The sequence below is a fragment of the Vannielia litorea genome (assembly GCF_019801175.1).
Lineage (GTDB): Bacteria > Pseudomonadota > Alphaproteobacteria > Rhodobacterales > Rhodobacteraceae > Vannielia > Vannielia litorea_B.
The window spans coordinates 2,328,175-2,347,727 of the sequence record NZ_JAHVJR010000001.1 but is presented as its reverse complement, the minus strand read 5'-3'; the positions used below and the strand labels follow the sequence as shown (position 1 = coordinate 2,347,727).

20 protein-coding genes are annotated in these 19,553 nt (G+C 64.9%); 12 read left to right on the top strand and 8 right to left on the bottom strand.

Annotated features, from left to right (window positions below):
* Positions 1 to 4: 4 nt before the first annotated feature.
* The gene (locus KUV38_RS11555; RefSeq protein WP_222470189.1) at positions 5 to 1,120 is read right to left on the bottom strand and encodes a polysaccharide pyruvyl transferase family protein; all 1,116 of its coding nucleotides are present in this window, start codon (positions 1,118 to 1,120) and stop codon (positions 5 to 7) included.
* Entirely contained in the window at positions 1,107 to 2,072 is a 966-nt protein-coding gene (locus KUV38_RS11550; RefSeq protein ID WP_222470188.1) for a nitroreductase family protein, read from the bottom strand. Before KUV38_RS11550 ends, KUV38_RS11555 begins: the two co-directional genes overlap by 14 nt.
* Before the next feature lie 285 nt (positions 2,073 to 2,357).
* On the opposite strand from KUV38_RS11550, the gene KUV38_RS11545 reads away from it, so the two are divergent.
* The 5 genes from KUV38_RS11545 to KUV38_RS11525 are packed head-to-tail and all read left to right on the top strand — an operon-like array spanning position 2,358 to position 5,179.
* On the top strand, positions 2,358 to 3,176 hold the full coding sequence (locus tag KUV38_RS11545) for a hypothetical protein (protein WP_222470187.1): 819 nt from the start codon (positions 2,358 to 2,360) through the stop codon (positions 3,174 to 3,176).
* A gap of 3 nt (positions 3,177 to 3,179) precedes the next feature.
* Positions 3,180 to 3,431, top strand: a complete 252-nt coding sequence (locus KUV38_RS11540; protein WP_222470186.1) for a hypothetical protein — start codon at positions 3,180 to 3,182, stop codon at positions 3,429 to 3,431.
* Positions 3,428 to 3,742, top strand: coding sequence for a succinate dehydrogenase (locus KUV38_RS11535; RefSeq protein WP_222470185.1), 315 nt, complete (start codon positions 3,428 to 3,430; stop codon positions 3,740 to 3,742). Before KUV38_RS11540 ends, KUV38_RS11535 begins: the two co-directional genes overlap by 4 nt.
* Before the next feature lie 11 nt (positions 3,743 to 3,753).
* The gene (locus KUV38_RS11530) at positions 3,754 to 4,533 is read left to right on the top strand and encodes a succinate dehydrogenase iron-sulfur subunit (protein WP_222470184.1); all 780 of its coding nucleotides are present in this window, start codon (positions 3,754 to 3,756) and stop codon (positions 4,531 to 4,533) included.
* Positions 4,534 to 4,537: 4 nt separating this feature from the next.
* The gene (locus KUV38_RS11525; protein ID WP_222470183.1) at positions 4,538 to 5,179 is read left to right on the top strand and encodes a hypothetical protein; all 642 of its coding nucleotides are present in this window, start codon (positions 4,538 to 4,540) and stop codon (positions 5,177 to 5,179) included.
* A gap of 21 nt (positions 5,180 to 5,200) precedes the next feature.
* On the opposite strand, the gene KUV38_RS11520 is transcribed toward KUV38_RS11525, so the two are convergent.
* Complete coding sequence (locus KUV38_RS11520) at positions 5,201 to 6,193, bottom strand: imm11 family protein (protein WP_222470182.1); 993 nt, start codon at positions 6,191 to 6,193, stop codon at positions 5,201 to 5,203.
* A gap of 78 nt (positions 6,194 to 6,271) precedes the next feature.
* Positions 6,272 to 6,799: a hypothetical protein gene (locus KUV38_RS11515; protein ID WP_222470181.1), complete on the bottom strand. Its 528-nt coding sequence runs from the start codon at positions 6,797 to 6,799 to the stop codon at positions 6,272 to 6,274.
* A 207-nt stretch (positions 6,800 to 7,006) separates the two neighbouring features.
* Here KUV38_RS11515 and KUV38_RS11510 point away from each other — a divergent pair, with 207 nt between their 5' ends.
* Positions 7,007 to 7,873, top strand: coding sequence for an urea carboxylase-associated family protein (locus tag KUV38_RS11510; RefSeq protein ID WP_222470180.1), 867 nt, complete (start codon positions 7,007 to 7,009; stop codon positions 7,871 to 7,873).
* 24 nt (positions 7,874 to 7,897) lie between these two features.
* On the opposite strand, the gene KUV38_RS11505 is transcribed toward KUV38_RS11510, so the two are convergent.
* The 4 genes from KUV38_RS11505 to KUV38_RS11490 all read right to left on the bottom strand — a co-directional run bounded on the left by KUV38_RS11505 (position 7,898) and on the right by KUV38_RS11490 (position 12,160).
* The gene (locus tag KUV38_RS11505; protein WP_222470179.1) at positions 7,898 to 8,881 is read right to left on the bottom strand and encodes an aldo/keto reductase; all 984 of its coding nucleotides are present in this window, start codon (positions 8,879 to 8,881) and stop codon (positions 7,898 to 7,900) included.
* A 14-nt stretch (positions 8,882 to 8,895) separates the two neighbouring features.
* On the bottom strand, positions 8,896 to 9,603 hold the full coding sequence (deoD, locus tag KUV38_RS11500; RefSeq protein ID WP_222470178.1) for a purine-nucleoside phosphorylase: 708 nt from the start codon (positions 9,601 to 9,603) through the stop codon (positions 8,896 to 8,898).
* Positions 9,604 to 9,663: 60 nt separating this feature from the next.
* Positions 9,664 to 10,002 (bottom strand): H-NS family nucleoid-associated regulatory protein, encoded by a 339-nt coding sequence (locus KUV38_RS11495; RefSeq protein WP_222470177.1) that lies wholly within the window; start codon positions 10,000 to 10,002, stop codon positions 9,664 to 9,666.
* A gap of 178 nt (positions 10,003 to 10,180) precedes the next feature.
* Complete coding sequence (locus KUV38_RS11490; RefSeq protein ID WP_222470176.1) at positions 10,181 to 12,160, bottom strand: protein meaA; 1,980 nt, start codon at positions 12,158 to 12,160, stop codon at positions 10,181 to 10,183.
* A 171-nt stretch (positions 12,161 to 12,331) separates the two neighbouring features.
* On the opposite strand from KUV38_RS11490, the gene KUV38_RS11485 reads away from it, so the two are divergent.
* The 6 genes from KUV38_RS11485 (at position 12,332) to KUV38_RS11460 (ending at position 19,521) form a co-directional block, all read left to right on the top strand.
* Positions 12,332 to 13,120, top strand: a complete 789-nt coding sequence (locus KUV38_RS11485; RefSeq protein WP_222470175.1) for a hypothetical protein — start codon at positions 12,332 to 12,334, stop codon at positions 13,118 to 13,120.
* A 4-nt stretch (positions 13,121 to 13,124) separates the two neighbouring features.
* A complete protein-coding gene (locus tag KUV38_RS11480) occupies positions 13,125 to 14,579 on the top strand; it encodes a 1-acyl-sn-glycerol-3-phosphate acyltransferase (protein ID WP_222470174.1) in 1,455 nt (484 codons plus the stop codon).
* 109 nt (positions 14,580 to 14,688) lie between these two features.
* Positions 14,689 to 15,987 carry a crotonyl-CoA carboxylase/reductase gene (ccrA, locus tag KUV38_RS11475; RefSeq protein WP_222470173.1) on the top strand — a complete coding sequence of 433 codons (1,299 nt, stop codon included), beginning with the start codon at positions 14,689 to 14,691 and terminating at the stop codon, positions 15,985 to 15,987.
* A 432-nt stretch (positions 15,988 to 16,419) separates the two neighbouring features.
* Positions 16,420 to 17,136, top strand: a complete 717-nt coding sequence (locus KUV38_RS11470) for a helix-turn-helix transcriptional regulator (RefSeq protein WP_222470172.1) — start codon at positions 16,420 to 16,422, stop codon at positions 17,134 to 17,136.
* Between the two features lie 125 nt (positions 17,137 to 17,261).
* Positions 17,262 to 17,900 (top strand): acyl-homoserine-lactone synthase, encoded by a 639-nt coding sequence (locus tag KUV38_RS11465; RefSeq protein ID WP_222470171.1) that lies wholly within the window; start codon positions 17,262 to 17,264, stop codon positions 17,898 to 17,900.
* 88 nt (positions 17,901 to 17,988) lie between these two features.
* Complete coding sequence (locus KUV38_RS11460) at positions 17,989 to 19,521, top strand: AAA family ATPase (RefSeq protein ID WP_222470170.1); 1,533 nt, start codon at positions 17,989 to 17,991, stop codon at positions 19,519 to 19,521.
* Positions 19,522 to 19,553 lie beyond the last annotated feature (32 nt).

Here is a 19,553-nt window from a genome sequence, read left to right as displayed (position 1 = left end):
GGCCCTAGCTGGTCGCCGCGATATCGGCGGCCAGATCATCCCACAGTTCGGCGAGGCGTTGCTTGTTGTCGTCCGCCACTGCGGCGAGTCGGGAGGAAAGGGCAGTGCGCGCGGCGGGGTCGGCGGCAAGTTCCTCGATCCGGGCGAGGAAAGCGGGCTCATCATCGGACAAGACGTGATCTGGGCAGCCGAACTCACCAAGTAGTTCCTGATACTTGTGCGACCAACTCACGGCGAAGGAGGGTACGGCAGCGGAAAGACCGTTGACCAGCCCATGAAAGCGCCCGGTCACGACCAGCTCTGCGCTTCCGACCAGGGCCTTTATGTCCCGCGCATCGTCCAGGCAGACGATCTCCAGCCCGGCGATCTCTGCGAGCTGCTCGGAAATTTTCCGATCCGCCTGTGGTTCGTGCAGGACGATGATTGGCGGAAGTCGGTTGGTTTTGAGGATCTTGGCTGCCTCCGCATAGAGCGACAGCAGCCCAGCCTCGTCGATCCCTGCACCGATGGATTTTCGGTTGAGCACCAACGCAGAGAAAGGTTGCTCGGGCATTGCGACTGGCCGGGCGGAGACATCGAGCGAAAACGTGATATCGGGGAAGCGGGGCAGGGCGCGCCCCACGCCGAGGGCTTCGAGATGGGCAAGCGACTCTGCATCCCGGGCCGAGATGCGCCGTGCGTCCGTGACGATTCTCAGCATCTCGTTGCGCAGCTTCGTATCCTCGAAGGGGCCAAAGGCCTGGGGCAGCATGTAGAGCGGCAGCCCGGCGCGCAGATAGGCACCGGCGCGGTTGCGGGCCTTCTGCACGCCCCAGTGATCACCGTAGGCGTAGCCAGAAATGTCGATCACATGGGTCACGCCGGGGAGTTGACCGTTGTCTTTTGCCCCGCCATGGAAGGCCGCGAACAGGCGCGCGGCAATCTGGCGGGTCCGCCGCGCGGTAATCGGCTCGATCCCCATGGAACGTCGGTGCGCGTCCGGGCCTTGCGCGCGGGAGCAGAAGCGCGCACCGGGCAGGCGGGAACCGAGTTGGGTGACGACCGTATGCGCCATCAGTTCGGCCCCCTTGTTGGGCAGCCAAACCCCGGCGATCTCGATCAGCGGTTCAGTCGACGACACTCAGCACCTCCGAAACCTCTCTCTTGGCGGAATAGGCGACCATGCTGTCTGCCTTGGGGTGGCCGATGCCCACAAGCATCACCGGCACCTGATGCGGCGCGAGGCCGAGAATCTCGCGCAGGGCCTGATGGTTCTCGGGGATGTCGGGCCAGTTGATCGGAACCGAGCCGAGGCCTTGAGCGGTGAAGCCCAGCATCAGTTGCATTGCTGCCAGCGCGGCGTCGATATGGATCAAGTGGCGGTCGCGCGGCTCGGCATACATCGACAGGTCCCCAACCACGGCAATCAGGGCGGGCAACTGATCTCCGAAACCAGCGGTGCCGAGAGGCAGCGCGGCGATCCGGTCGATCATCGGGCGCGTAGTGGCGCAATAGAAGCGGTAGGGCTGGCGATTACAGGCGCTGGGGGCTTGTAGCGCGGCGGCGGTGGCGGCCTCGATTTGCGCCATCTCGACGGGACGATCCTCGAACCAACGCTGAGAGCGGCGCCCCCGGCAGAGGGCGAGAAAGGCGGCGTAATCCGCCTGTGCCGCGCCTGCCTGGCTGGCATAGGTGGCGAGTTCATCTACCGTATATGGAGCGAACGGCGCGGAGGTTGACCCCAGCGCTGGCAGGTCAAGGAACGCTTTGCGCGCTGCCGCGATGGTTTCATCCGAGCCGCTGGTGACGGCGAAGTAGCGGGTAAGCACATCATGCGCCCAACGGAGTTCCGCCTGCTCAGCGGACTGGCCGGTGGCAAGGCGGGCATAGAGCGCGACCGTCTCGCCGATGAAGGCGGTGCCGAAGATATCGCGCCGCTCGGGCATGCAAAGGCCCTTCTCCAACCGGTGAATATTGCGGCGCAGAAGCGGGGAGGTGGCGGAAAAAGCCGTCTTGTGAGCAGCGAACGCGGCGAGGCCTTCGAGCGTTGCGCGCTGCTCCGCCCGCAGCGCAGCGGAGAGCTTCTTCTGCAATCGTCGCCGTACTTTTGGCCCGCGACCTCCGAAGAGACCCATAACAAACCCTCGCATTCAACGTCTGAGGCACCGCCTCGGGAGCATGCCGATTTGCGGACCGAACTTCAAACCCGTGCCCGATGAACGGCGGAAAGCCCCGCCGTCACCCGACACCGGTGCTATTTGCCCAGATTCGGAAAAAATGCCAGAGATTTCAATTGCACCCATGGGGGGAGCGCTTTATTTCCAAGGCCAGCATGACCCAGTTTCCAACCATAGCGGGTTGAGCCATTGCCCCGCCTGATGTGCTTTGCGACCCACCACAAATCCGGCACGGTCTGGATGCGGCGGACGATTCAGGCCATGGGGCGGGCTTTTGGGCTGGATTGGCACGGGATCTGGCGTGACGAGGCGATGTGGAAGGTGCCCGACGAGGGCCGCGTCTTCCTCGTCAACTGGGCGGGCTACTTTCCATCCGACTTGTGGAAGCGCGATGATGTGGCCTTTGTCCATGTGATCCGCGATCCGCGCGATATCCTGCTTTCGGGCTGCGTCTATCACCATTTTGCGGCGGAGCAGGGTGAGCGCTGGCTGCATGTGCCGCGCACCGATCTTGGCGGCAAGACCTACCAGCAGCATCTGAATGCGCTGGAGGGGGACGAGGCCAAGCTGCTCTTCGAGATGGGCGGCAAGCACCGGGAGACGGTGGAGGAGATGCGCGCCTGGCCCTGGGGCGATGACCGGGCATTCGAGCTGAAGTACGAAGACTTGATGGTCGATACCGACTGTGCGCTCTTCGGCGCGGCGCTGGCCCATCTGGGCCTCGAAGGCGAAGAGCTGGAGGCGGCCAAGCGGATGTTCTGGGAGCAATCGCTCTTCGGCGGCATGGCCAAGATCGACGATCGTCCGCGCCACCTGATGGGCCATGTGGCGAGCGAAGGGGCGCTCAAGCGATGGGAAACCGAGTTGCCGCTGGAGGTGGCGGAGGTTTACGCTGAGCGCCATGGCGCGGATCTCGTGGCGCTGGGCTACGAGCCGGACGAGACGAGCTGGCTGGCGCGGCTAAAGCCCGCCGAGCCCCGCGCGGGCCGGGCCGGGGCAACATCTAGGGGGAAGGGCTGAATCATGGGCACGAGGATCATCACAACGCTCAAATCGGGTGCGAAGGCCGGGGCCGTCACTGCCACGCTGCTCGCCCTGCTGGCAGGCTGCGCCGAGCGCGGCGCGATCAGCGGCGAAATCCCGTTTCCCGAAGGCTATGCGCTGATGCCCGGCGACCGTGAGCGCTGGGCGGCCATGAGCGACGATCAGCGCCGCCGTGCGCTGGCTTTCATCTCCACCGGATCGACGATCCAGAGCTCGCTGGCGCCCGAATGATATATCGCCTTACCCCCCTCCTGCTGCTGCTCGCCGCCTGCGACGTAAACCCTGCAGATGTAGTCGCCCGTCAGGCGGCCAAGAGCGTGGTGCGCCCGATCGTGCAGGAAAAGCTGCCCGGCGTGCCGCCCGATCTGGTGACCGAATGCCTGATCGACAACATGTCGGCGGGCGAAATCTCGACCATCGCGCAGGAGGCCGCCACCGGCATCTCGCCCCGCTCGACCGAAATCGTTGTGGCCACCGCCCAACGCCCCAAAGCCATCGAATGCATCACGCGGGAAGGTCTCCCGCTGATATTGAACGGATAGGAGCCTGACCCATGGTTCAACTGACCCTGCCCAAGAATTCCCGCATCGTGACCGGCAAGACCTGGCCGAAGCCCGAAGGGGCGACCAATGTGCGGAAATTCCAGATCTACCGCTACGATCCTGACAGCGGCAAGAACCCCTCGGTCGATACCTATTTCATCGATATGGACGCCTGCGGCCCGATGGTTCTGGACGCGCTGATCAAGATCAAGAACGAGATCGACCCCACGCTCACCTTCCGCCGGTCCTGCCGCGAGGGGATTTGCGGCTCCTGCGCGATGAACATCGACGGCATCAACACGCTGGCCTGCATCTACGGGATGGACGAGATCAAGGGCGACGTGAAGATCTACCCGCTGCCCCATATGCCTGTGGTCAAGGATCTGATCCCTGACCTGACGCACTTCTACGCCCAGCACGCCAGCATCATGCCTTGGCTCGAGACCAAGACCCAGCGGCCCGAGAAGGAGTGGAAGCAGTCCATCGAAGACCGCAAGAAGCTCGATGGCCTCTATGAATGCGTGATGTGCGCCTCCTGCTCCACCGCCTGCCCGAGCTACTGGTGGAACTCCGATCGCTACCTCGGCCCGGCCGCGCTGCTCCACGCCTACCGCTGGATCATCGACAGCCGCGACGAGGCCACCGGCGAGCGGCTGGACGACCTTGAAGACCCCTTCAAGCTCTACCGCTGCCACACCATCATGAACTGCGCCAAGACCTGCCCCAAGGGCCTGAACCCGGCCAAGGCGATTGCGCATATCAAGAGCATGATGGTCGAACGGGTCGTCTGACCGCGTGATTTTTTGGCTCATTGCCAGCGCGGCCGTGATCTGGCTCGCCGGGGCGGCGGGCTGGCTCTGGGTCTGCGCTGGCTTGCGCGGGGATGGCCCGCGCGGGCGGGCAGGGCGCTTTGCGGTTCAGCTCTCCGGCCTTGCCCTGCTGGCCGGAACCCTCAGTGGCAGCCCCTTCATCGCGCTGGCCGGTGCCGCCTTTCCGCCCACGGCGCCGCTTCTGCTCACCCGTATCCTGTCTGCGCCCGCGCTTGCCACGGCGCTACTGCCTTGGGTGCTGGGCGCCATGCTGGGGGCGGGATTGGTGGCTAGGGTGGTTTTGCGTCGTCGGGGCGCGCAGCCTGTGTGGTCGCTCGGCATCGCCTTCGCGGCTGGCGCCGTTGCCATGATCGTTTCGGGCGAGGTCATCAGCCGCAACGCGATGTGCAAGGAGGCCGCTGCCCACGGCGTATCGACCGTGGCGCGCAACAGCTTTGCGTGGAGCCTGCGCCACCCGCGCCGCGCGTTCAATGTCGAGGTGCATGGCATGATCCGACCGGAGGCAGGCACCGGGATATGGAGCTACACCCGCATGGCCTGGGACCCGCTGCCTGAAACCATAGCCCGCAATATCGACCCGCCGTCCCGCAGCCTCTCCTGCCGTTGAGAGTGCAGCGACCGGGCGGCTCTATCCGCGCTTGTCTTGCTTTGGCGTGTAAAACACCAACCGCCCGTCCGGCTCTTTCTCGCTGCGGGCATAGTTCTCGCTGCGACCGTTGGTGATGGCTGCCTTCAGCATCCGCCAAAAGCCTCCGGCGCTCCGGGTTGCGCCCTCGACGATCTCATCATTCAGCGCCGCATTGTGAGCCATCGAGCTTTCGACTAACTCTTTCAGGCGTGGCGCGGGGGCGGGCGGGGGCGGCGGCACGATCCGCATGGCCTCGTCATCGCCATCGCACAGCCGGATCGGGGCGAGGGTGATCCAAGGGTCGTTTTGCAGCCCGGCGGCCTCAACGAACTCCGGCGTCATCAGCAGATGCATCGGCAGGCGGTCCGTCCAGACAATGCCGGCGGCGCCGAAAGCCCGCGTATCGGCAAACTGCTCGACCCCGTGGCCACTGGTCATCTGCCCGTCCTTCAGGCCATAGGGGCCGCTCCAGAAGCGGAAGGGCCTGCCATTCACATCGGTCTTGTCTTCGCAGATGTAGCCGCTCGCGAACATCGCCAGCGGCTCGGCCGGTGACAGGAACTGCGCCAGAAAGTAGGGCGCCTCGCGCTTGCCATCCGCGATGCGCATGGTCACCGGCAGAAACGCGACCTCGCCCTCGGCCCCCAGTCGCTCGATTGTTTCGCGGACCCGGGCGCTCACCAGCAGCCCATCGGGCGGGGCTTGCCAGAGAGATGGAAAGGGTTCGACCCAATCGCGCATGATGAAATCGGGCATGATGTGCCCGGCCTGCAGCCTCGGGACCGGCTGGGCCATCTCTTCGGTACTGCGGCCCTGCATGAAGGCAATTCTGGCGTCAGTGCGCCGCTTGCGCTCTGCCCGCCGCGCCTCGCCCTCGGGGCCTTTCAACTGTGCGGGCATATCACCCGGCTCGTATTTGCCCGGCGGTTTGGCCTTGCTGTAGGTGTATAATAACCTGCCCGGGATCAAGGAGCCCGGTATCCGCTCTGTCATGGCTCCCCTCCGGGTCATGCCGCCTGCCGAAGGGTAGGAGAGCAGATCAATGTGGCAGACAGTGGGCGCTGCGCCGCCTTACTGGCGCATCGCCTCCTCGCGAGAGAATGGCTGACGGCCCCGGAACTCGGCAGGCACCAGTGCATCCACCGCATCGCCCGCCGCCTTCCAGCGCCAGCCGCGCCAGTCGTGGGTGAAGATGAAATCTTCACGCTCGATCTCGGTGGTAGTGGCCTTCAGCTTCTTCAGCACGCCGGGATGGGTGGGCGAGGCCACCGCGATGGTAAAGGCCACCTGACAGTTGAAGGCGTTCTCGGTGAGCCGTTTGCAGGCGCCGCGAAAGTCGCTGTAGGTCACGCAGATCTCTACCTCGGGGAACTTCCGCAGGTTCGAGCGGAAGCCGGAAGGGCAATCATTTGTGGGGTATTGTTTGTTCAACGCGTTGAGAAAACCGCGTTTGAGATCGTTTCCAACCGGCTCGGGGCTGATCAGCCGCGCGGTCGCGTAGGCCTGTATTATCTCCGCCTCTGGTGCGACGGGCGGTGCCTCAGCAGGCCCGTGCAAAAAAATTGCGGTGAGGACGGAACCAAGTGCGGGCAGAAGCATTGTACCTCCGTTGACTGCCATTCGGGTGTTGGGTCTTGCGTGCTCAAGCCCACCCTAAACTGCGGTCTTCTTCTCTGTCATCCCCCTGTTACCTTTAAATTCCGTTACTGCCCGCAGATTGCGCGGCATCTGGCGGCTCTGCCCTTTCGCTGGGCGCGGCACATCGCTTAGACTGGGCGAGAGCAGTCACAATTCCCTGAGAAGCAGATGAGCACACCCGCATCCGGCGGCCCCGCCGCGCCCGATTACGCCGATGACGCACGGTCGGTGGCGCCTGTCATCTGCTACCCGAACGAGACGCTGCCGCAGGCCGATCTGCCGCTCTACTCGCGCGCCCGCGCGGCAGCCCGCAAGACGGGCGAGGAGATTGTGCCGCCGCGCGAGGGCCGGTGCATCCCGGTGCGGGCGGGGCAGTTCTTGCGCATTTCCTGCCCGGAAGGCCCGCAGGTGGGCGACCTGAACCTGTGGAACCTCGCCGACCTCTCAGAGCGGTTCTACTCCGGCAAGACCCGCGCTTTGCACGGCACGCACCTGACCGTTGGCAGCCGCATGTGGTCGAGCTTTCCGCATCTGCGCCCGATGGCGACCGTCACCGCAGACAGCTTGGCGTGGTACGGGGTGGATGGCTTCGGCGGGCGAGTGCATGACGTGATCGGCACCCGCTGCGACCCCTACACCCACCACCAGCTCTCCGCGCAGGACTATCACCATTGCTGCCACTCCAACCTCACCCGCGCCCTCTCGGGTTGGACGGGGCAGGGGGCCGAGGTGGCCGAACCGCTGGTGCATGATGTGCTCAATGTCTTCATGTGCACCGGCTTCACCGCCGACACCGGCCAGTATTTCATGAAGGCCACGCCCGCGCGGCAGGGCGACTACATCGAGCTTTTTGCCGAGATCGACCTGCTGGCCGGCCTCTCCGCCTGCCCGGGCGGTGACTGCGGGGCCGAGCACAGCTCGGATGCGGCGCAGTGCCACCCGCTGCTCTGCGAGGTTTTCGCGCCGCCGAATGCTGCGTTGGAAGGGTGGGAGAGCCCGCCGGTCAATGGCTATTCCGGCGGGCACGGGCTGTAAGGCGGGGCCAGCCCCGCCGAACCGTTAGCAGTAGCGCTCAACGCCGATGGTCTGGGCATCGGAGTAGCGGTCGCCGTGGGCAAAGCCGGCGGGCAGGATACGCTCGATCTCGGCGTAATCCTCTGCGGTCAGTTCCATATCGGCAGCATCCACCCATTCCTGCAAATGCGCCCCGGTCCGCGTGCCGGGGATCGGGATCAGGTGATCGCCCTTGCCCAGCACCCAGGCCATTGCCAGTTTCGAGGTCGGCACGCCGCGGCCCTTGGCATAGGCGCGGAAGCGCTCCAGCGCCTGCTGGTTGTAGGCGTGGTTGGGCGCCTGCCAGCGCGGGTTCGCCTTGCGGAAATCGGCATCGGCCATCTTGGCCGGGTCGGGCGGCGTGTCACTCAACTCGCCGCGGGCCAGCGGGCTGAAAGGCACGAAGGCGACGCCCAGCTCGGCGCAGGTCTGGATCACGCCCAACTCAGGCTGGCGCGACCAGATCGAATACTCGTTCTGCACCGCCATCACCGGCTTCACCGCATGGGCGCGGCGGATGGTCGAGGGCGCAACCTCGGAAAGCCCGTAGCCTCCGATCAGCCCCTCCTCCATGAACTTGGCCATTGTCTCCGCCAGTTCCTCCACGGGTCGCGCCTGCTCGCGCCGGTGAGCGTAGAACAGGCCAACAGAGTCCACACCCAGCCGCTTCAGGCTCTGCTCCAGCTCGCTGCGGAGGTGGCCCTCATCGTTGCGGTAGTGGCGCTCGGGCTTGGGCACGATCGAGGCCTTGGTGGCGATGACCGGTTTGGCATCGGTGCCTTTCAGCCATTCGCCAATCGCATTCTCCGACCGGCCCATACCGTAAATATTGGCGGTGTCCAGAAAATCGATGCCCGCAGTCCACGCGGTATCGAGGCAGGCCACCGAAGTCTCAAGATCGGTATCGCCGAAAAAACCGGCAAATGACATGCAGCCCAATCCGATGGCAGATACCTCGGGACCATCGGCCCCCAATTTACGTTTCTTCATGTGTGTGAGTCCTCTTATTCGGAAAATGCCGCTTCGAGCGCGATTTCGACCATGTCGCCAAAACTCTTTTCGCGCTGATCGCTGGGAAGCGCCTCATGGGTTTTCAGATGATCCGAAACGGTGAGCACGGCGAGTGCCCGGCAGCCATAGCGGGCGGCGAGGGTGTAAAGCTCGGCCGCCTCCATTTCGACGGCCAGAATACCGTGCCGTTCCATTTGCTCGTTAAGGTCTGGCCGCTCGTCATAGAAAACGTCGGAAGAATAGATTCCTCCGACGTGAGTTTTGACCGCTCGGCGCGCCGCCGCACTGGCCGCCGCCGAGATCAGGGACCAGTCGGCGCAGGGGGCAAAGTTCAATTCGCGGAAGATGCCGCGCGACGGGGTCGAAAGCGTGCTTGCGGTCATGGCCAGCACCACATCGCGCACCGCCACGGCCTCTTGCATCGCGCCGCAGGAGCCGATGCGGATGAGCGTTTTGGCGCCGTAATCGCGGATCAGTTCGTTTACGTAGATCGACAGCGAGGGCATGCCCATGCCGCTGCCCTGGATCGTCACCGGAAGGCCGCGCCACGTGCCGGTGAAGCCCAGCATGCCACGTACCTCGTTGACGAGCTTGGGATTTTCAAGAAAGGTCTCCGCCGCCCATCGGGCGCGGTAGGGGTCGCCGGGGAGCAGGACCGTTTCCGCGATCTCTCCCTTTTCGGCGCCGATATGCACGGTCATGCGCTGTCCCTCTGTCTGTTGCCGGGCGGCTCTTTCGGCCGCCCCGCATCAGAAGATGGCTCAGATCGCGAAATCCTCAAGCGACTTTCCGGCAGTGAGGCCGGACTTGATCCATGCCGGCTGACGCCCGCGGCCAGTCCATGTCTGGCTTGCGTCTTCGGGATTGGCGTATTTCGGCGCGCCCTTCGGGCCACCGGCCTTCTTGCCGCCACGACGCCCGCGTTTGGGCGTGCCACCGGTCAATTCATCGAGGGTGAAACCGTGGGCTTTGGCCGCTTTCTCGGCAGCCTCCATTGCGGCTTTCTTGTCTTCGACCGCGAGTTTCTCCAAAGCCTTTTCGATGTCGACCTTGAGCTTTTCGAGCTCTTTGCGGCTCATGCCCTTGAGACTGATGGCCATCTGAATTCCTTCTTTTCGGTTCCATTTGTGAGTGGGCGCACGACAACATATGCGTTCAGCAAATAAAAACGCCGCTGCGCGCGAGCGGAACATATTTGAGTTCGTTGCAGATGAAAAGATATTGAATCCCCGGGCGGGATGCCCGGAGATTTGGCGTTTTAGATCAAATTTTAGTGGCTCAGGCCGCCGCTTCGCGCGGTTCGGCAAGGGCCACGATATCCATCATGATCCGGTTCAGTTCAAAGTCCTTCGGCGTGTAAACCGAAGAAACTCCCATGTCTTTCAAAGACTTGGCATCTTCGTCCGGAATTATCCCTCCGACGATGAGCGGAATGTGCGAAAGCCCTTCCTCGCGCATTCTTTCCAGCGTTTCGGTAATGAGCGGTAAATGGCTACCCGAGAGAATGGAAAGGCCGATGACATGGGCCTCCTGCTCCTTTGCGGCGGTCACGATCTCTTCCGGCGTCAGACGGATTCCCTCATAGGCGATATCCATGCCGCAATCGCGGGCGCGGCAGGCGATCTGCTCGGCGCCGTTGGAGTGGCCGTCGAGCCCGGGCTTGCCGACGAGAAACTTCAGCCGGCGGCCAAGGCGGTCGGAGACCAGATCAACCGCTTCGCGGATCTCGTCGAGCCCTTCGGTGCGGTTGGAGGGGGCGCGGGCCACGCCGGTGGGGCCGCGGTATTCGCCAAAGACGGCCCGCATCGCGCCCGCCCATTCGCCCGTGGTCGCGCCTGCCTTGGCCGCGGCAATCGACGGCTCCATCACGTTGGCGCCGCTCCGGGCCGCCTCGCGCAGCGCGTCCAGCGCCTTGGCTACGGCCTCGGCATCGCGCTCCGCTCGCCACGCCTTGAGCCGCGCGATCTGGTCGGCCTCGACGGCCGGATCGACCGTCATGATGCCGCCATCCTCGCCCATGAGTGGCGAAGGCTCGCCCTCGGCCCAGCGGTTCACGCCAACCACGACCGTCTCGCCGGTTTCGACCCGGCCCAGCCGCTCGGCGTTGCTCTCCACCAGCCGCGATTTCATGTAGTCGATCGCCGCAATTGCGCCGCCCATGCCGTCGAGCTGTGCCAACTCTGCGCGGGCGCCCTCTTTCAGCGCCTCTACCTTGGCGTCGACGGCCGGGTTGCCATCGAAGAGGTCGCCGTATTCCAGCAGGTCGGTCTCATAGGCCATGATCTGCTGCATCCGGAGCGACCATTGCTGATCCCAGGGCCGGGGCAGGCCAAGCGCCTCGTTCCATGCCGGAAGCTGCACGGCGCGGGCACGGGCTTTCTTGGAAAGTGTCACGGCCAGCATCTCGATGAGGATCCGGTAAACGTTGTTCTCCGGCTGCTGCTCCGTCAGGCCCAGCGAGTTCACCTGAACGCCGTAACGGAAGCGCCGCATCTTCGGGTCTTCCACCCCGTAGCGCTCGCGGCAGATCTCATCCCAGAGGTCGACGAAGGCGCGCATCTTGCACATCTCGGTCACGAACCGAATGCCCGCGTTCACGAAAAAGCTGATCCGCCCCACAAGCACCGGAAAATCCTCTTCCGGCACCTTGCCCTTCAGCGCATCGAGCACCGCAATCGCCGTAGCCAGCGCAAAGGCCAGCTCCTGCTCCGGCGTCGCCCCTGCCTCCTGCAGGTGGTAGGAGCACACGTTCATCGGGTTCCACTTGGGCACGTTGGTGTAGCAGTAGGCCGCCACGTCGGTGATTAGCTTGAGGCTAGGGCCCGGCGGGCACACGTAGGTGCCACGGCTTAGGTATTCCTTGATGATGTCGTTCTGCACCGTCCCCTGAAGCGCCGAAACATCCGCCCCCTGCTCCTCGGCCACGGCGATGTAGAGCGCCAGCAGCCAGGGCGCGGTGGCGTTGATCGTCATCGAGGTGTTCATCTGCTCGAGCGGGATATCTGCAAAGAGCGCGCGCATGTCGCCCAAGTGTGCCACCGGCACGCCGACCTTGCCCACCTCGCCCCGCGCGCGCGGATCGTCACTGTCATATCCCGTCTGCGTGGGCAGGTCGAAGGCCACCGAAAGGCCGGTTTGCCCCTTGGCGAGGTTGGCGCGGTAGAGCGCGTTGGAGGCCTCGGCCGTCGAGTGTCCGGCATAGGTCCGGAACAGCCACGGGCGGTCTTTCTGCGGCGAGTCTTTCTGCGGGTGCGACATGGTTCGGCTCCGATGAATCGGGTGAGCAAGATTATTCCGTTCTGGAGCTTATGCGCGAAAGATTATGCCAATGTCAATTCGCTGCATTGCGGCGAGGGCGGGGATTGCGCTTGTGCCGCGCAATGCTACAGGTTTCTGCGCCCCGTGATATGAATATGGGAGGGAAAGGGAGTGCCTGAGCTTATGTATGGCCTAAATTCGGGGCTGATCGCCCTCGTGCTTTTGTTGTCGATGATCGCCGCCATGTTTGGCGGGCGGGCCATGGCCGGGCGCCGCGCGCGCCGCACCTCGGAAGAGGGCAAGTCGCAAACCCTTGCTGTGCAGGGCTCGCTGCTCGCCATCCTCGGCCTGCTGCTGGGCTTCACATTCTCGCTCGCCCTGGGCCGTTTTGACAGCCGCAGTCAGGCGGTGGTGGATGAGGCCAATGCCATCGGCACCGCGTGGCTGCGCACCGACCTGATGCCCGAAGGCCCGCGCGAGGAGGCTCGCGCGCTGCTAGTCAAATACGCCGAGTTCCGCGCCAAGGCGGGGGAGGTGCCCGCGCATCAGGATGCTCGCCGCGCCGGGATGGTGGCCACGGCGCAAAAGACCTTTGACCAGCTCTGGGCGCTCTCCGCCGAGACCGCCCGCGAGCAGGGCGGCCCGGCGATGGTGGCCTTCACCAATTCCCTCAATGACATGATCGACCAGCTCTCGGCCCGCGATGCCGCGATCAACCGCCATGTGCCCGAGCCGGTGCTGCTGCTGCTTTACGGCACCTTCATTTTGCTGGGTTGGGTGCTGGGGCTCTCGGCCGCGCAAACCGGGGTGCAGCCGGTGCCAGCGGTCTATGCCATGCTGCTGCTGATCGTTGGCCTCGTCTTCGTGATCATCGACCTTGATCGCCCAAGGCGCGGGATTATCGAGGTCAATCAGGAGCCGATCCGGGCGTTGGCCAACCAGCTGGCAGAGGCGGGCTGAGCCGATGGGCAGCCAGGTCACGCTCCCGCTCTGGCTTTTCCTCCTGATCCTCACCTTCGCGGCGGTCACCTTTGCCTCGCACTTCCTGTTCCCGTCCGTCCGCTGGTTCTTCCGGCGGCGGCTGGAGAAGGCGGTGGCGCGGCTGAACAGGCGCCTCACCCGGCCCATCGAGCCGTTCAAACTGGCCCGGCGGCGCGACACCATCCAGCGTGTGCTCTACGCACCCGAGGTGCTCGCTGCCGTCACCGAACACGCCAGAACCGAGGGCGTGCCGGAGGAGGTCGCCTTCGAGCAGGCCCGTCGCTACGCCCGCGAGATCGTGCCCGGCTTCTCGGCCTTCGCATATTTCGGCTTCGCGATCCGCGCCGCCAAATGGCTGGCCACCTCGCTCTTCCGCGTGCGCCTCGCCCGGCTGGACGAGGCAAAGCTGGCGGCGATCCCCGAGGAAGCGACTGTGGTCTTCGTGATGAACCACCGCAGCAACATGGATTACGTGTTGGTCACCTACCTCGTCGCGCAGCGCACCACGCTCTCTTACGCGGTGGGCGAGTGGGCGCGGGTCTGGCCGCTGCGCACGCTGATCCGGGCGATGGGGGCCTACTTCATCCGCCGCAAGTCGCGCGGTGAACTCTACCGCACCGTGCTGGCCACCTATGTCACCGTTGCCACCCGCGCCCGGGTCACGCAGGCGATGTTCCCCGAGGGGCGGCTCTCTCTCACCGGGGCGGCGGGCGAGCCCAAGCTGGGGCTGCTCGCCTATATCACCGAGGCGGCGGAAGACGGGACCGAGGTGGTCTTCGTGCCGACCGCGCTCAACTACGACCGGGTGCTGGAAGACCGGGTGCTCATCGGCGCGCAGGGTGGCGGTGGCTTTCCGGCGCGGATCCGCGTGGTGTTCCGCTGGCTGGCGCGGCGGTTGATCCTGCGGGTCCGGGGGCTGACCCATCATCTCGGCTACGCGGCGGTGAGCTTTGGCGACCCGCTCTCGCTGGCGAGCTTTCCCGGCGACACCGAGGCGCTGGGGCAGGAACTGATGGCGCGAATCGAGGCGGTGATGCCGGTGCTTCCGGTGCCTCTGCTCGCCGCCATGCTGCTGGAGGCCGAGGGGCCGCTGGACCGCGCCACGCTGGAGCGCCGGTGGAACGCGCGGCTCAGGGCGCTCGAAGGGGCAGGGGTGGTGCTGCATGTGCCGCGCGGCAATCCGGCCTATGCGTTGGAGAACGCCCTGCGCATCCTGCGCGACCGCAACCTGCTGGCGGAGGGGCCGGAGGGCATTGCTGCCGCGCCCCATGAAACCGCGATTCTCCGGTTCTACGCGGCGTCGATCACGCCGCAACTGGCGCAATTGGGCGATGCCGCACCTGCAACCTCGCCCCACCCGCGCCTGCTGCCTGCCGATGATGCAGCTGCGAAGGTGCCTGCCTCGATTTCCGCCGAAACTGAATCGGGCGAGACATAAAATTACAAATTGGACCTCAGTCGTATTGCAATATTGCGCGCGCATCCGTAGAACGCCCTGAGACCGTGGCGCGATTCTGCGCCGCAGAACGACTTGAGGAGAGACGCCGATGGCCCTGGATACGACCGACGCCCCGCAGGCCCCCTACGAGGCCGAAGAGAAAGACCTCTACGAACTCGGCGAAATGCCCCCGCTCGGCTACGTGCCGCCGAAAATGTACGCCTGGGCGATCCGCCGCGAGCGTCACGGCGAGCCGGAGGTGTCGTTCAAGCAGGAGGTTCTGCCGACATGGGAGATCGACAGCCACGAGGTGCTGGTTCTCGTCATGGCCGCAGGGGTCAACTACAATGGCGTCTGGGCCGGTCTCGGCAAGCCGATCAGCCCGTTTGACGTGCACGGTCAGGACTTTCACATCGCCGGCTCCGACGCCTCGGGCATTGTCTGGAAGGTCGGCGACAAGGTGAAGCGCTGGAAGGTCGGCGACGAGGTGGTGATCCACTGCAATCAGGACGACGGCGACGACGAGGAGTGCAACGGCGGCGACCCGATGTTCTCCCCCACCCAGCGGATCTGGGGCTACGAGACCGGGGATGGCTCCTTTGCCCAGTTCACCCGCGTGCAGGCGCAGCAGCTCATGCCGCGCCCCAAGCACCTGACGTGGGAGGAGAGCGCCTGCTACACCCTCACGCTGGCCACCGCCTACCGGATGCTCTTCGGCCACGAGCCGCATGATCTGAAGCCGGGCCAGAACGTGCTGGTCTGGGGCGCCTCCGGCGGACTCGGCTCCTACGCGATCCAGCTTGCCAACACGGCGGGCGCCAACGCGATTGGCGTGATCTCGGATGAGAGCAAGCGCCAGTTCGTGCTCGATCAGGGCGCCAAGGGCGTGATCAACCGCAAAGACTTCAACTGCTGGGGCCAGCTGCCCACGGTGAACAGCCCCGAGTACAACGAGTGGCTCAAGGAGGCCCGCAAGTTCGGCAAGGCGATCTGGGAGATCACCGGCAAGGGCGTCAACGTGGATATGGTCTTCGAGCACCCGGGCGAGGCGACCTTCCCTGTCTCGACGCTGGTGGTGAAGAAGGGCGGCATGGTTGTGATCTGCGCCGGGACCTCCGGCTTCAACACCACCTTCGACGTGCGCTACATGTGGATGCACCAGAAGCGCCTGCAGGGCTCGCACTTCGCCCACCTCAAGCAGGCCTCGGCGGCCAACGCGCTGATGTGCGAGCGCCGGCTCGATCCCTGCATGTCCGAGGTCTTCCCGTGGGATGAGATCCCGGCGGCCCACACCAAGATGCTCCGCAATGAGCACAAGCCTGGCAACATGGCGGTGCTGGTGCAGGCCCCCAAGACCGGCCTGCGCACGCTTGAAGACGTGCTCGAAGCCGGGCGCGGAATGGCCTGAGAAAAGCCCTGAAATCCCGCCGCGCGGCGCATTGCCGTGCGGCGGACATGCACCCATAGGTTGCAGGAATCCACCGCGCCGCCGCGCAGAAATGCGGGCGGCGTTGGCATTTCTGCACTGCAAAACTCGTGAACAAGTCAACAATACCTGTCCCAAAAGACAGGTCTCCCCATTTCGGGGGACTGCACTTTCGCGAATTTCGCGCCTGATCGGCACATGCTAGGGTTGTGTTAATACATCGTTAACCTTTAGGATTGAGGCTGCCAATGAAACACGAGTGGGTTCTCGACGTTCTGATCGACCTGCACAACTACGCAAGTCGCAACAGTCTGACCGCGCTGGAGGGAAAGCTGTTGGAGACGATCGACGTAGCGCGCCATGAGGCGTGCGGGGGCACCCCTTCGTACAGGGGAGACGCTTCGGCGGACGGCGATGGCAGCTGCATTGGAGCAATTCATCGAAGGCTTGCAGCAGGCGAGCACGCTTGACGACTTGCAGTCGAAAGTGTTCGAGCTGCGCGATCTCTACGAGGTCGAGCATGTCGTCTATCACTCGGTCAATGCGAGTGGCGGGCAATATGCGGCGCTGACCTACGGCGATGCCTGGGTCGACCGCTATATCACGGAAGGGTATGAGCGGATCGATCCGGTGGTCATGGGCTGCTTTCAGCGCTTCCACCCGGTCGACTGGCGCCGCCTTGACTGGTCCGGCAAGGTCACCCGCGATTTCATGGACGAGGCCAAGGATGCCGGCGTCGGCAACCAGGGCTACACCGTGCCAATTCGCGGCCCCTCGGGACAGTTTGCCATGTTCACCGTCTCTCACGGCGTGACTGACGAGAAATGGACCCGCTTCACGGAGGTCCACACCCGCGATCTCATCCTCTCCGCCCATTACCTCAACCAGAAGGCTCTGGAGATCGAGAGCGGTGGAACCACCAAGGCCCCGGGCCGGGCGCTCTCGCCCCGGGAGCGGGATGCGCTCACCATGCTGGCGCTGGGCTACAGCCGGGCGCAGGCGGCCGAAAGCCTCGAGATTTCGGAGCATACGCTGCGGGTCTATATCGAGGGTGCGCGTTACAAGCTGGGCGCGATGAACACCACCCATGCGGTTGCGCTGGCGCTGGCGCAGGGGCGACTCGTTTTCTGATCACCTGCTGCATGCGGGCAAAAGGTTAATGCAATTCTAGCGTGTAGGTCATTATTTCTTAACAACCTTAACGATAACTTCATACCCTTCCCTCCATTCAAGCAACGAGAATGGAGGGAGTACCCATGTTGCGCTTCATTTATGGCGAAGATCTTTCGGAGTTTCCGAAACTGCGTGACACGATGTTCCGCGACCGCGCGCGGCAGTTTTCCGAGCGGCTGGGCTGGGAGGTCACGGTGGATGCGGCGGGAGAGGAGCGCGACCAGTACGACGCGATGAACCCGATCTACGTGATCTGGCAAAAGGCCTGCGGCAGCCACGGCGGCTCGATGCGCTTTTTGCCCACCACCGCGCCCTGCATGGTCAACGATCACTTCACCCATCTGACGGAGGGCGTGACGATCAGCCACCCACTGATCTGGGAATGCACCCGCTTCTGCCTCGCGCCAGACGCCGAGCCGCGCGTGGCCGCAGCGCTGATGCTGGGTGGGGCCGAACTGGGGCAGGGCTTTCACCTCACCGATGCGGTGGGCGTGTTCGATGCCCGCATGGTGCGCATTTACGGCCGGCTCGGCTGGGCGCCTACGGTGCTGGGCACCGCCGGGGAGGGGCGCGATGCCATCTCGGTCGGCCTTTGGGAGATGTCCGAGGCGACCCGCCAGCGCATGGCCCGCAAGGCCGGGCTGAGCCCCACGCTCTCCCGCCACTGGTTCGATAGGGCCTTCGGCACGGCCTCGTCTCTGCCGCAGGCGGTTTCGGCCTGACGGCCCCGGCCAGCAGCCGTCGCCCGAGCCTCTCACACCCCTGCTTTCGGCCTAGCGGCCAAGGGGCGGACAGCCTAATGTCCGCCCCATGAGCCTCCCCGCACTGACCTTCTCCGATGACCAGGCCCAGGCCTGGGACACGCTCTCCGAAGTGCTGCAAAAGCACGGCGTCGATCTGGACAACGAGACGACGACGCCGATGACCGAGGGCAAGGGCTCCGTCACCGCCGTCATGGGCAAGGCCGGCTCGGGCAAGACCCTGCTTCTGGCCCGACTGGCCGATGCGCTGGCCGAGGCCGGGGTCGAGGTGATCTCGGGTGATTGGGAGGGCAAGCCGCGCAAGGACCGCCGCACGCTGGCCATCCTCGCCCCCACCAACAAGGCCGCCTCCGTGCTCCGCAATCGCGGCGTTGCGGCAACCACGATCCACCGCATTCTTTACACCCCGGTTTACGACCCCGAGTACGAGCGCATCGCCGAATGGCTGGCCGGGCAGGGCGACCGCCCAGAGCCGCCCGAAGGCATCACCGAGGCCGCGCTCGACCGCGCGTTCTCGGTCTTCGAGGCCACCAAATCCGTGCCCGCCGCGCTGGCCTCCGCCGGGCTGCGCGGCAGCGATTTCATCACTGGCTGGAAGCGCCGCGAAGAGCCGCTGGATATCGGCTTCATCGACGAGTCCTCCATGCTCTCCGACGACCAGTTCGAAGACCTGCGCGAGATATTTCAGGCCCTCGTCCTTTTCGGCGACCCGGCCCAGCTAGCGCCGGTCAAACAGTCCGGCAACATGGTGTTCGACAAGCTGCCCGCCCCCCGCAAGCTGGAGCTGCACCGCATCCACCGGCAGGCCGATGACAACCCGATCCTCGACCTCGCCCACGCGCTGGCCGACCCGGAGCTCAACTTCCAGAGCTTCGAGCGCATGGTCGAAGAAAAGGCCCGCGCCGATGATCGGGTGGTGGTCTCGGAGCGGGTCGAGGCCGCGCTCATGGCCCGCTCGCCGGTCCTGGTCTGGCGCAACAACACCCGCATCCGGCTCATCCACGCCTTCCGCGCCGCCTACCACGCCCCGCCTGACGCCCTGCTGCCTGGCGAGCCGCTGATCTGCGACGGCATCGAACTGCCGATGAAGCACCGCAAGAAGCGGCTCGACCTTGAGGCGCGGGGGCTGATCAAGGGCGCGCAGGTGGTCTACCTCGGGCCGGGCAAGAAGCCGGGCTTCTCCAAGCTCCACGTCATCGGCGCCGAGCAGCCGCAGGTTTCTGCCGCCTCGATCGTGAAAATCGAACTGCCCGATGAGGAAGAGCCCTTCATCCCCTACGCCGCCCGCATGGGTGCCACCTTCCTGCATGGCGCGGCGGTGACGATCCACAAGGCCCAAGGCTCGCAATGGCCCACCGTGCAGGTCTTCGCCCCCGATCTCTTCGTCGCCGCACGGATGGGCCGTGAGGAGGCAGGCCAGCCGCTCTGGAAGCGCCTTGCCTATGTGGCCATCACCCGCGCCGAGGAGCGGCTGCTGTGGTGCACCCGCAATCGCCTTGCCCGCCCAACCGAACCGCTCACCACCGCCGATCTCGAAGCCCCCGTCGCCCCGCTCACGCTGGAGGCCGAACAGCCCGACTAGGCGCCACTCCGCTCCTCATTGGTCCTGCAAAT